Here is an 11,747-nt window from a genome sequence, read left to right as displayed (position 1 = left end):
TCATCATCACCCCGCTGTACCGCATGTACCTGCTCATCGACCTGCCCGGCATCACGACGAGCGGCAAGCTCTACGACTCCGCGCTCGGCCTGGTCCTCATCCACGTGGCGTTCCAGTCCGGCTTCTGCGCCTTCGTGCTCGCCAACTACATGCGCTCGCTCCCGCACGAACTGACCGAGGCCGCCCTCGTGGACGGCGCCTCCGTCTGGCGCCTCTACTGGCAGATCGTGCTGCCGCTGTGCAAGCCCGCGATGGCGGCTCTGGCGACGTTGCTGTCCATCTGGATCTACAACGACTTCTTCTGGGCGCTGGTCCTGATCTCCACCGGCGACAACATGCCGATCACCTCGGCCCTGAACAACCTGTCCGGCCAGTACTTCACCGACCCCAACCTGGTAGCCGCCGGCGCCCTGCTCACCGCGATCCCCACCCTGATCGTCTACTTCGCGCTGCAGCGGCAGTTCGTCAGCGGCCTCACGCTGGGCGCCAACAAGGGCTGACCCAGGCCCACTTGCCCCTCCCTTACCTCCCCTACACCCCACCCCGGAGCACCCCCAGTGAGTACCTCACGCCGTCTTCGCATTCCTGGAATCGCCTACGGGGGTGACTACAACCCCGAGCAGTGGCCCGAGGAGGTATGGGCCGAGGACATGCGCCTCATGCGCGAGGCCGGGGTGACCATGGTCAGCGTCGGCATCTTCTCCTGGGCCCTGCTCGAACCGGCCGAGGGCGTCTACGACTTCACCCGCATGGACAAGATCCTCGACCTGCTCCAGGAGAACGGCATCGCCGCCGACCTGGCGACCCCGACGGCGGCACCGCCGGCCTGGTTCTTCCACACGTACCCGGAAGCGCTGCCGGTCGACCGGGACGGCAGGAGACTGTCGTACGGCAGCCGCCAGACGTTCTGCCCCAGCAGCCCGGCCTACCGCCGAGCGGCACTGCGTGTCGCCGGGGCGCTCGCCGAGCGCTACGCCGACCACCCGGCCGTCGCCCTGTGGCACGTGCACAACGAGTACGGCTGCCACAACGACGCCTGCTACTGCGACACCAGCGCCGCCGCCTTCCGCACCTGGCTGCGGGCCCGCTACGGCGACGACCTGGACGCCCTCAACCACGCCTGGTGCACCACGTTCTGGAGCCAGTGGTACTACACGTGGGACCAGATCCTGCCGCCCCGCACCACCGCGGCTCCCCCGAACCCCACCCACCAGCTCGACTGGCGCCGCTTCTGCTCCGACGAACTGCTCTCCCTGTGCACCGCCGAGCGCGACGTACTGCGCCGGGCCGCCCCGGGCACCCCCGCGACCACCAACTTCCTGGTCCTGCGCACCATCGACGCCCTCGACTACTGGCGCTGGGCACCGGAGCTGGACATCCTCTCCAACGACCACTACCTGCTGTCCGACGACGCGGAGGCCGAGGTCGACATCGCGCTTCACGGCGACCTGATGCGTTCGCTCGCGGGCGGACCGTGGTTCCTCATGGAGCACTCGACCGGCGCCGTCAACTGGCAGCCCGTCAACCGGGCCAAGGGACCCGGAGAGATGCGCCGCAACGCACTCGCGCACGTGGCGCACGGTGCCGACGGCATCGCGTTCTTCCAGTGGCGGGCGGCGAGGGCGGGGGCCGAGCAGTGGCACTCGGCGATGCTCCCGCACGCCGGCACCGACAGCCAGATCTGGCGGGACGTCGTCCAACTCGGCGCGGACCTGCGGGCATTGGCCGAGGTACGGGAGTCCACCAGCACGGCGCAGGTGGCGATCGTGTGGGACTGGAACGCCCGCTGGGCACTGGAACTGCCCTCCCAGCCCAGCGGCGAGCTGCGCTACCAGGACCTGGTGCGGGACTGGTACACCCCCCTGTGGCGGGCCGGGGTCGCCGTCGACTTCGTACGCCCCGACGACCCCGGACTCGACCGCTACAAGCTCGTCCTGGCACCCTCGCTGTACCTGGTCACCGAGGCAGCCGCGGCGAACCTCGCCCGGTTCGCCGAAGGCGGGGGCACACTGGCCGTCGGCTTCCACAGCGGCATGGTCGACGAGAACACCCACGTGTACCTGGGCGGCTACCCCGGCGCCTTCCGCGACGTCCTCGGCGTGGTCACCGACGAGCTCTTCCCCCTGCTGCCGGGCGAGACGGTAGGCCTGACCGGCGACGTGGCGTCGGGAGCCACGGCCGACCTGTGGTCGGAACGCATCCGGCTCACCGGCGCACAGGCCGTCGCCTCCCACGCCGACGGCCCCCTGGCCGGCCACCCCGCCGTCACCCGCCACCGGCACGGCGACGGCACCGCCTGGTATCTGGGCACCCACCCCGACCAGGACACCCTCGCCGCCCTGCTCGACCGCATCCGCCAGGACGCCGGCGTCACACCGGAGCACCAGGCGCCCACCGGGATCGAGGTCGTCCGGCGCCGGGGCGCGGAGGCCGACTTCCTGTTCCTCATCGACCACACCGGAAAGGGCGCCGAAGCACCTGCCGAAGGCGTCGAACTCCTCACCGGCACACCGGTCACCGGAACCGTCACCGTCCCACCGGGAGGCGTCGCCGTGGTCCGCGAGCCCCGCTGATCCACCTGCTCCGGTAGGCAGAGTGCATCAGTGCCCACTGCGCCATGAGCAGGCCGGCGTTCCTGCGACCGGTACGGGAATGCCCAGTACCGCGCCCGAGGCCGCGGTCGGGTTCTGCACTCCGTAACGAGCCGTGGTGACGTAGAGACGGTTGCCGTCGGGGTGCAGGCACACCGAGGTGGGGTGGGGAGCGGGCACGGTCAGGCTGTGGAGCAGGTGACCGTCGGGGTGGTAGCGGCGGACCGTCCCGGCACCCCACATCGCGACCCACAGACAGCCCTCCGTGTCGACGGTCATCCCGTCGGGGCTGCCTTCGCCGTCGCGCAGTCGGGCGAAGGTCTCAGGGCCGGCGACGAGGTCTCCGGAGAGGGGGTCGACCCGGCAGCGGAGGATGGTGCCGACGGCCGTGTCGGCGAGGTACAGGGTCGTGCCGTCGGCGGTGAAGGCCGGGCCGTTGGCGATGGTCAGGCCGTCGAGGACACGTACCACCGTGCCGTCGGGGTCCGTTCGGTAGAGCGAGCCCGCGCCGGGGGTGCCGTCGTAGGCCATGCTGCCGGCCCAGAAACGCCCCGCGGGGTCGGCGACGCCGTCGTTCATCCGGCTGGGGACGGGGGTGCGGTCCTCGGGGCGGTCCAGCCAGTCCAGTGCGCCGTCGGCGGTGAGGAGCGCGATGCCCGTGCCCGCGGCGGCGATCCACCACCCGGGCCGGTCCGCCACCGGCGCGACGGCACCCAACGGCACGTCGAGCCGGGCCAGTTGGAGCGGGGTCACCGGGTCGGTGGCGTCGCGGAGTTCGAAGAGCCGGCCGCTGAGGATGTCGACGTACACGTACCGGCCGTCGATCCAGCGGCCGCCTTCGGCGAGTTCGTACGCGCCGTCCACGACGACCGCCGTCCGTGCTGATGCAGATGTCATGATCGGTTCTCCGGGTCAGCGGATGGTCGTGCCGTCGGGTTCGTCGAACAGTCCGAGTTCGTCCCGTGTGGGAAGGCCCTCCCAGTCACCCCGGGTCGCGACGGCGAAGGCCGCGGTGGTGACCGCCCGGTGCAGCCGGGCGGGGATGTCCGTGCCGTCCAGGAGGCCGGAGAGGTATCCGGCCACGAAGGCGTCGCCCGCGCCGACCAGGTCGACGGCGTCAACTTCCCGCGCGGCACGGTCGGTTGCGCCGTCGGCGGTGAAGACGGTCGCGCCGCGGGCGCCCCGCTTGACGACCACCTCGGTGACACCTGCCGCCAGCACGCCGCGCACGGCCTCGGTCTCCCCCGCACCGGGCACGTCCTGCACCAGCGGCAGCTCGTCCTCGGAGGCGATGAGCAGGTCCGTATGGTCCAGGATCGGTCGCAGTGCGGTGCGGGCGCGGTCGGACGTCCACAGCCGTGAGCGGTAGTTGACGTCGAGGCATACGGTGACACCGCTCTCGCGGGCGGTCTTGGCGGCGGCCAGGACCGCCTCGGCCGCCGACGCACCGAGCGCCGGCGTGATGCCGGTCAGGTGCAGCACGCGGGTCCCGGGAGTCAGCGCGGAGAGTACGTCGTCCGGTGCGACTGCCGAACCGGCGGAACCCGCGCGGTAGTAACTGACGCGGGTCAGCGTTCCCAGGCGAGGTTCGGTCAGCAGCAGTCCGGTGGGCCGCCCGGTGTCGTCGGTGACCGCGTGGTCGGTGTCGACGCCCTCGGCGCGCAGCGTGCGCAGGACCAGCGCGCCGAGTTCGTCCGCGCCGACCCGACCGGCCCAGCGCACCCGGTGGCCTAGCCGGGCGAGGCCGATCGCGACATTGGACTCGGCCCCGGCGACGGACAGGCCGAGGCTGCCGCCCAGGCGCAGCGCACCGTGGGCCCGGAGCGCCGCCATCGTCTCGCCGAAGGTCACGACTTCGGGTGGCGTCACGGCGTCTCCCCGGCGGCCGTCTTACGGAACTCGGCCGCGCGGGCGCGCAGTTGCCCCAGGTCACCGCCGTCGGTCGCATCCCCGACGAGCGGTGAGCCGACGCCGACGGCCAGAGCGCCCCGGTCGAGGTAGTCGCGTGCGGCCTGCGCGTCCACTCCGCCGACGGGTACGAAGGGCACCTCGGGGAACGGGTCGCGCAGAGCCTTCAGATAGCCGGGGCCGCCCAGGGAGCCGGGGAAGAGCTTGATCGCGTCGGCGCCGTGCGCGAGGGCGGCTTCGATCTCGGTCGGCGTCAGGGCGCCCATCAGCACGGGTACGCCGTAGTGCTCCAGTCCGTCGACCAGTGCGGGGGTGACGAGGAAGGAGGCGCCCGCGTCGACCGCGCGGGCGGCGTCCTGGGCCGAGCGCACGGTTCCGGCGCCGAGCAGCGCGTCCGGGCCGAGTTCGGCGCGGGCCTGCCTGATGACGGTCAGGGCGTCGGCGGTGGTCAGTGAGACCTCGACGGCCGAGATGCCCTCCTCCACGAGGGTGCGTACGGTGCTCAGGGCGGCGGCGGGATTTTTGCCTCGCACGATCGCCAACAGACGGTGGGCGCCGAGCGATTCCACCAGGTTCATGGGAGCGGGTTCTCCTTGCGGGTTCGGTGTGCGGGCGGTCACCATTCGGTGAACGCCCCGTCGGCGCCCCGCCATACGGGGTTGCGCCAGCGGTGGCCGGTCTCGGCGGCGTGGCGTACCACCTTCTCGTCGATCTCGACGCCGAGGCCCGGGCGGGTGGAGGCGACGGCGTACCCGTCCTGGAACCGGAAGGGTTCGGTGTCCATCACGTACTCCAGCAAGTCGGCCTGCTGGTTGTAGTGGATGCCCATGCTCTGTTCCTGGATGAGGAAATTCGGCACCGAGAAGGCGATCTGGAGACTGGCGGCCAGGGCGATCGGGCCGAGGGGGCAGTGGGGCGCCATCGTGACGTCGTACGTCTCGGCCATGGCCGCGATGCGGCGCACCTCGGAGATACCGCCGGCGTGCGACAGGTCGGGCTGGGCCACGGCGATGCCGCTGGCCATGACCTCGCGGAAGTCCCAACGGGAGTACAGGCGTTCGCCGGTGGCGAGCGGGATGCTCGTGGACTCCACCAGACTGCGCAGGTTCCCCGAGTGTTCCGGTGCGACGGGTTCCTCGACGAACAGCGGGTGCAGTGGCTCCAGTTGGGGCAGCAGCCGGCGTGACATGGCGGTGGACGCCCGGCCGTGGAAGTCGACCGCGATGTCCCGCTCGTCGCCCAGCACCTCACGGACGGCGGCGACGCGTGCGACGACCTCGGCGGTGCGGGCCGGGGTGTCGATCGGGGCGAGTTCGGCCGAGCCGTTCATCTTGACGGCGGTGAAGCCGGCCTTCATCTGCTCCTCGGCCAGCTCCGCCACCTCGCTGGGCCGGTCCCCGCCGATCCAGGCGTACATCCGGACGCGGTCGCGTACGGGGCCGCCGAGGAGGCGGTGCACCGGGACACCGTAGGTCTTGCCGGCGATGTCCCACAGGGCCTGGTCGATGCCGGCGACCGCGCTGGAGAGGATGGGGCCGCCGCGGTAGAAGCCGCCCTTGGTGAGCACCTGCCAGTGGTCCTCGATGCGCAGCGGGTCCCGGCCGACGAGGTAGTCGGCGAGTTCGTGGACTGCGGCGCGTACGGTGTCGGCGCGGCCCTCGATGACGGGTTCGCCCCAGCCGGTGACGCCCTCGTCGGTGGCGATGCGCAGGAACAGCCAGCGCGGAGCCACCAGGTACGTCTCAAGTCCGGTTATCTTCAAGGAAGTTCCTTCGGCGGGTCGGTCGCCCGGACGGCCGCCAGGTCGTCGGAGGCCTGTGCCAGGAGGGATTCGACGGCGGCCACGGCGGCGTCGGAGTCACCCGCTGCGACCGCGTCCAGCAGTTCCTGGTGCACGGGGATGGAGTCGGAGAAGTGCCGGGCGCCGTGCACGATCCGGTCGCGTACCCGCAGGCCGGCCTCGATGACGACCTCCATCCGGCTGAGCAGTTCGTTGTGGGCGGCGTCCAGCAGGGCTCGATGGAAGGCAAGGTCCGCTTCGACCATCGCGTCCGCGTCCGTCCCCGCCGCCGCCATCGCGTCCAGCGCCTGCCGCATCGCCTCGAGGTCGGAGGTGGTGCGGCGAGCCGCCGCGAACCGGGCTCCCGCAGGCTCCACGATCGCGCGGACCTCGGCGAGGTCCTCCAGGAAGCCGTCGGTCGGAGCGCTGCTGCCCTGCCAGCGCAGCAGGTCACTGTCGAGCAGGTTCCAGTCGGCGCGGGGCCGGATGGTCGTGCCGCGTTTCTGCTTCGACTCGAGCAGGCCCTTGGAGGCCAGCACGCGCATGGCCTCGCGGACCACGGTCTTGCTGACGCCGAGTTCCGTCTCGAACCTGACCGGGTCCACCACGGAGCCCGGGGGGTAGTCGCCGCGGATGATGCGTCGGCCCAGTTCCTCCACGGCCTGGCCGTGCAGCCCCTTGGGGGGATGGGTCACCACGTTCTCCGTTTCCGTATCGGCCCACAAGCGGTGTGTGCGTCGCTCACGAGGACTCCTTCATGACGCTCCATCCTCCATCGACCACGAGGCTGGCGCCGGTCACATAGGAGGCATCCTCCGATGCCAGGAAGGCGACGGCGGCCGCCACCTCCTCCGGCTGTCCGAACCGCCGAGCCGCCGTGGCCGCGACACTGCGCTCGCGGTCGGGCTCCGGGATGCCGTCCCACGCGGCGGTCAGGATGGGGCCCGGCAGCACCGTGTTGACCCGGATGTCAGGACCGTACTCGACGGCCAACTGCCGTCCCAGTGAGCACAGTGCGCCCTTCGCGGCGGCGTAGGCGGCGTGGCCCGGCAGCCCGATGACGGCGTGCACCGAGGAGGTCAGCACGACAGCGCCCCGGGCCTCGCGCAGCATGGCCGCGAAGGTCTTCATCGCCCGCCAGGCGGGCTTGAGGAGCACGGCCATCTGACCGTCCCACTCGGCCTCGCTCAGCTCGTGGGCGGGCTTTTTGAGCTGGGCGAAGGCGTTGCTGTGCAGCACGTCCAGCCGTCCGTGGTGCTCCTGTACGTGGCGGGCCAGGTTCTCCCAGTCGTCGGCCGACGTCACGTCGCAGCGTACGTACTCCGCGCGGCCCCCGCTGTCCGCGATGCCCGCCGCGACCACCTTGCCGGCTGAGTCGTCCACGTCCGTGACCACGACCACCGCCCCCTCGGCCGCGAGCCGGTGAGCCGTGGCCGCGCCGATCCCGTGGGCGGCGCCGGTGATCACCGCCACGCGTCCGCTCATCCTGCGGCATTCCGTCATCGCGTGTGTCTCCCCTCGTGGCTGTCTACCCACCCACCATAGCTGTTTCAATTAATTATGAATATATCTTGACGGGGCGGTGACACCACTCCGAAACTGACCGGCATGCGTCAGGCACCTTCAGTACGAAGCTAGGAAGGACCTCCTCCCCATGAGCCGCACCACACCCCGCCGCCGAAGCCGGGGCGCACTCGCAGTGACCCTTGCCGCCGCCTCCCTGCTGATCTCCGCCTGCGGAGGTTCGACCGGTTCGAAGGACCCCGCGGTCCAGAAACCTGTCAAGCCCGGCCAGAAGGTCGACCTGCGCTTCTGGTCGTGGGTCCCGGGTGTCGACAAGGCCGTCGACAAGTGGAACGCCACCCACCCGGACATCCACGTCAAACTGGAGAAGATCCCGTCGGGCAGCAGCGGCGGCTACGCCAAGATGCGCGCCGCCCTCAAGAGCGGCAACGCGCCCGACCTGGCGCAGGTGGAATACCAGGAGATCCCCTCGTTCCTGCTGGAGAACGGCCTGGTGAACCTGTCCCAGTACGGCGCGGACAAGGACCGGTCGAAGTTCGTGGACTGGCAGTGGCAGCAGGGGGTCTTCGACTCGAAGGTCTACGCGATCCCCCAGGCGTCCGGTCCGATGGGCCTGTTCTACCGCTCCGACCTGTTCAAGAAGTGGGGCATCACACCGCCCGCCACCTGGGACGAGTTCGCCCAGGCCGCGCAGAAGATCCACGACGCGGACCCGAAGGCCTACATCAGCACCTTCCCGGCCGGCAACTCCGCCTGGTTCACCGCGCTCGCATGGCAGGCCGGCGCCAAGTGGTTCGGCGTGAATGGCGACACCTGGTCGGTGAACATCAACTCGCCGCAGACCCTCAAGGTCGCCGCCTTCTGGGACGACCTGCGCAGCAAGAAGGTGATCAAGACCGAACCCGACTTCGCCAACGGCTGGTACAAGGACCTGCAGAGCGGTGGCATCACCTCCTGGGTCAGCGCCCAGTGGGGCGACGCCATCATCAGCGGAAACGCTCCCAAGACCACCGGCAAATGGGCGGTCGCACCCATGCCGCAGTGGACGAAGGGCGCGAACGCGTCCGCGAACTGGGGCGGTTCCTCCACGGCTGTCCTCAAGGGCGCGGGGCACATCCCCGAGGCCCTGAAGTTCGCCGAATGGCTCAACACCGACCCCGCGAGCGTCGACCTGCTGCTGCAGGGCGGATACGGCTGGCCCGCGGCGGACGACGCGTACAAGGGCTCCTCCCTTGACAAGCCGTCCTCGTTCTTCGGAGGCCAGAAGTACAACGAGGTCTTCGCGGAGGCGGACAAGAGCATCGACAACTCGTGGAAGTGGATACCGACGATCGACGCCACCTACCAGCACCTCAACGACGGCTTCCAGGCCGCCCTGGCCGGCAAGGGCACGTTCGTCTCCGCGGTCCAGCAGGCGCAGAAGCAGACCGTCGAGGACCTGAAGCGGAAGGGACTGAAGGTTTCCACCGGCCAGTGACCGCCTCCGGAGGGCGCGACACGGCCGCCGCCGTTCTCCCCTCCGGACTCCAGAAAGAACCCTCATGCCCACCCGAGCGCCCCGCCGCCACAGAAATCTGACGCCCGTCGTCTTCGTCGCGCCGTTCCTCCTGCTGTTCCTACTGACCTTCGCCCTCCCCATCGGCTACGCCGTCTACCAGAGCGTCATGGATGTCGAGCACACCGGAGCCCTGGGGCTCGGCGGCAGCCGTACCGTCTTCGTGGGGCTCGGCAACTACGCCGACGCGTTGTCCGATCACGCCTTTGTGCGCAGCATCGGTCGGGTCCTGCTGTTCGCGGCCGTCCAGGTACCGGTGATGGTCGCGTTGTCCGCCGGGCTCGCGCTGCTGCTGGACAGCGCCTCGGCCAGAGGCGTGCGGTTCTTCCGCGCCGCCTTCTTCCTGCCCTACGGCGTTCCGGGGGTCATCGCGTCCATCCTGTGGGGCTTCCTGTACGTGCCGGGAGTCAGCCCTCTCGTGGACGGCATGGGCCAACTGGGGCTGTCGGTCGACCTGCTGGGCGGAAACACGGTTCTGTGGTCCATCGCGAACATCGTCACGTGGGAGTTCGCCGGCTACAACGTCCTGGTTCTGGTCGCCCAGTTGCGTACCATCCCCGCGGAGCTGTACGAGGCCGCCCGCATCGACGGCGCCAGCGCGTGGCACACGGTCCGCCACGTCAAACTGCCGCTGCTGCGCCCGGCGCTGATCCTCACCACGGTCTTCACCATCATCGGCACGCTGCAACTGTTCGCCGAACCGCTGGTGCTCAAGCCCGTCTCCTCGAGTATCGACAGCGCCTACACCCCCAACCTCAGCGCCTACAACGAGGCGTTCACCAACGACAACTACCACCTCGCCGCTGCCGAGGCAGTGCTGCTCGCCCTCGCCGCGTTCGCGCTCTCCTTCGGTTTCCTGCGGCTGATCAACAAGAGAGGTGGGGACGCGTGAGTCTCCAGACACCGGCCCGCACGGTCCCGCCGCGGGGCGGGACGCCGGCCTCCGACGACGGCACGAGGCCGCGTAGCGGCATCACCGGGGTCACCGCGCGCAGTCGCATCCTGGTCACCGGCCTGCTGGTGGCGGCCGCCGGGTACTTCCTGCTCCCGGTGTACTGGCTGGTCGTGGCGTCCACCAAGTCCACCGGCGACCTGTTCGGCAGCTTCGGGCTGTGGTTCTCCCATCCCCGGTTCCTGAGCAATCTGCGCCAGGTGGTCACCTACGACCATGCGATCTACCTGCGCTGGGCCGCCAACAGCCTGCTGTACGCGGGTGTGGGCGCGGGCGTGGCGACGCTGCTGGCCGCGATGTCCGGCTACGCGCTGGCCAAGTTCTCCTTCGCCGGCCGCGACACGATCTTCAACATCGTGCTGGGTGGCGTCCTGATCCCTGCCACGGCGCTGGCGCTGCCCATGTACCTGCTGTTCAGCAAGGCAGGCCTGGCCAACACCTACTGGGCCGTGCTGCTGCCGAGCTTCGTCAGTCCCTTCGGCGTGTACCTGTGCCGGATCTACGCGGCGGCATCCATACCGGACGAGCTGCTCGAGGCGGCCCGCATCGACGGCGCGGGAGAGATCCGCATCTTCACGGTCGTCGTTCTGCGCATCATGACCCCCGCCCTGGTGACGATCTTCCTCTTCCAGTTCGTGGGCATCTGGAACAACTACTTCCTGCCGCTGGTCATGCTGTCCGACTCCAAGCTGTACCCCATCACGCTCGGTCTGACGTCGTGGCAGTCCTTCGCCGACCGTCAACCGCAGCTCTACCAGCTGACCGTCGGGGGCGCCTTCGTCTCCGTCGTCCCTCTGATGATCGCCATGGTCGCCCTGCAGCGCTTCTGGCGCAGCGGTCTGACCGAGGGCAGCGTCAAGGGCTGACGCCGCCGGAGCGGACGGCCCTGCCCCTCGCGGCGGACGGACCCGCCGTACGGAATCCGGGCTTGAGCCGATGTCGAGAGAGCGACCTGCGCGGTTTCGTGGTGCTGCCCGAGCGGCGGATCGTCGCCTCTTCGCCCGCGTGGTCGGCCGGTGGTAGGCGTCGGCGACGTGCCACAGCAGGACCTGGGCGGCGCTGCGGTCGCCGGTGTCCGCCGGCGGTGGCCATCACGCCCAGCGGCAGACAGATCGTGTCGTCGGGAAGAAGGACGTGGACCGGCGGCCGAGGTCACGTCGCAGCGAGTTCAGGCCGCCGGCGGAGACGGAGAGCGTCGGCATCCGCCGTGCACCGCTTCCGCGGGCGGGAGTTCTTCTTGGCGGTGCCCGCCGGCGTGCTGCTGCCCGGCACCGCGCTTTGACACTCCCCCTGTACCCGGCAGTGTCCGAGGCCGAGAGTTCGACGGCGGAAGGGGGGAGGGGCGGTCCGCCCCGCCCCCCCGCCCCCGGTGCGCGCGGACGCGCCGCCCGGCACCGCCGGCGTCCCGAACCCGGCGTAGACCAGCGTGGGCCGCAC

Annotated in this window: 11 protein-coding genes; 5 read left to right on the top strand and 6 right to left on the bottom strand. The window is 70.3% G+C overall.

Translation table 11 applies throughout. The features are described 5' to 3' along the window. Together ACFVYN_RS40360 and ACFVYN_RS40355 are read left to right on the top strand one after the other, a co-directional pair. Positions 1 to 500, top strand: a 500-nt coding sequence (locus tag ACFVYN_RS40360; protein ID WP_390007697.1) for a carbohydrate ABC transporter permease, incomplete at its 5' end; no start/stop codon positions are given. A gap of 57 nt (positions 501 to 557) precedes the next feature. Then, positions 558 to 2,573, top strand: coding sequence for a beta-galactosidase (locus tag ACFVYN_RS40355; protein ID WP_390007695.1), 2,016 nt, complete (start codon positions 558 to 560; stop codon positions 2,571 to 2,573). A 27-nt stretch (positions 2,574 to 2,600) separates the two neighbouring features. Here the strand turns inward: ACFVYN_RS40355 and ACFVYN_RS40350 are convergent, their stop codons facing one another. From ACFVYN_RS40350 to ACFVYN_RS40325, 6 genes are read right to left on the bottom strand one after another with little or no spacing between them, the layout of a single operon-like run. Further along, a complete protein-coding gene (locus ACFVYN_RS40350) occupies positions 2,601 to 3,488 on the bottom strand; it encodes an SMP-30/gluconolactonase/LRE family protein (protein ID WP_390007693.1) in 888 nt (295 codons plus the stop codon). Between the two features lie 15 nt (positions 3,489 to 3,503). After that, entirely contained in the window at positions 3,504 to 4,424 is a 921-nt protein-coding gene (locus tag ACFVYN_RS40345; protein ID WP_390007698.1) for a sugar kinase, read from the bottom strand. Between the two features lie 32 nt (positions 4,425 to 4,456). Then, on the bottom strand, positions 4,457 to 5,077 hold the full coding sequence (locus ACFVYN_RS40340) for a bifunctional 4-hydroxy-2-oxoglutarate aldolase/2-dehydro-3-deoxy-phosphogluconate aldolase (protein WP_390007691.1): 621 nt from the start codon (positions 5,075 to 5,077) through the stop codon (positions 4,457 to 4,459). A gap of 38 nt (positions 5,078 to 5,115) precedes the next feature. Beyond that, the gene (gene dgoD, locus ACFVYN_RS40335) at positions 5,116 to 6,261 is read right to left on the bottom strand and encodes a galactonate dehydratase (protein ID WP_390007689.1); all 1,146 of its coding nucleotides are present in this window, start codon (positions 6,259 to 6,261) and stop codon (positions 5,116 to 5,118) included. Next, positions 6,258 to 6,977 (bottom strand): FadR/GntR family transcriptional regulator, encoded by a 720-nt coding sequence (locus ACFVYN_RS40330; protein ID WP_390007686.1) that lies wholly within the window; start codon positions 6,975 to 6,977, stop codon positions 6,258 to 6,260. The genes dgoD and ACFVYN_RS40330 overlap by 4 nt, the downstream gene beginning before the upstream one ends. A 43-nt stretch (positions 6,978 to 7,020) precedes the next feature. Further along, positions 7,021 to 7,764 carry an SDR family NAD(P)-dependent oxidoreductase gene (locus ACFVYN_RS40325; protein WP_390007684.1) on the bottom strand — a complete coding sequence of 248 codons (744 nt, stop codon included), beginning with the start codon at positions 7,762 to 7,764 and terminating at the stop codon, positions 7,021 to 7,023. Positions 7,765 to 7,933: 169 nt separating this feature from the next. Here ACFVYN_RS40325 and ACFVYN_RS40320 point away from each other — a divergent pair, with 169 nt between their 5' ends. The 3 genes from ACFVYN_RS40320 (at position 7,934) to ACFVYN_RS40310 (ending at position 11,176) form a co-directional block, all read left to right on the top strand. After that, positions 7,934 to 9,280, top strand: a complete 1,347-nt coding sequence (locus tag ACFVYN_RS40320) for an ABC transporter substrate-binding protein (protein WP_390007681.1) — start codon at positions 7,934 to 7,936, stop codon at positions 9,278 to 9,280. A 64-nt stretch (positions 9,281 to 9,344) separates the two neighbouring features. Beyond that, the gene (locus ACFVYN_RS40315) at positions 9,345 to 10,250 is read left to right on the top strand and encodes a carbohydrate ABC transporter permease (RefSeq protein WP_390007678.1); all 906 of its coding nucleotides are present in this window, start codon (positions 9,345 to 9,347) and stop codon (positions 10,248 to 10,250) included. After that, entirely contained in the window at positions 10,247 to 11,176 is a 930-nt protein-coding gene (locus ACFVYN_RS40310; RefSeq protein WP_390007676.1) for a carbohydrate ABC transporter permease, read from the top strand. Before ACFVYN_RS40315 ends, ACFVYN_RS40310 begins: the two co-directional genes overlap by 4 nt. Positions 11,177 to 11,747: the final 571 nt, after the last annotated feature.

Source organism: Streptomyces sp. NPDC058307, from assembly GCF_042880295.1.
Classification (GTDB): domain Bacteria; phylum Actinomycetota; class Actinomycetes; order Streptomycetales; family Streptomycetaceae; genus Streptomyces.
This window is presented reverse-complemented; position numbering and strand designations above follow the sequence as displayed.

Coding starts and splice junctions, on each gene's coding strand:
- ACFVYN_RS40350 (WP_390007693.1), bottom strand. CDS start 3,488: ATGACATCTGCATCAGCACGGACGGCGGTCGTCGTGGACGGCGCGTAC.
- ACFVYN_RS40345 (WP_390007698.1), bottom strand. CDS start 4,424: ATGGCGGCGCTCCGGGCCCACGGTGCGCTGCGCCTGGGCGGCAGCCTC.
- ACFVYN_RS40340 (WP_390007691.1), bottom strand. CDS start 5,077: ATGAACCTGGTGGAATCGCTCGGCGCCCACCGTCTGTTGGCGATCGTG.
- ACFVYN_RS40325 (WP_390007684.1), bottom strand. CDS start 7,764: ATGAGCGGACGCGTGGCGGTGATCACCGGCGCCGCCCACGGGATCGGC.
- ACFVYN_RS40320 (WP_390007681.1), top strand. CDS start 7,934: ATGAGCCGCACCACACCCCGCCGCCGAAGCCGGGGCGCACTCGCAGTG.
- ACFVYN_RS40315 (WP_390007678.1), top strand. CDS start 9,345: ATGCCCACCCGAGCGCCCCGCCGCCACAGAAATCTGACGCCCGTCGTC.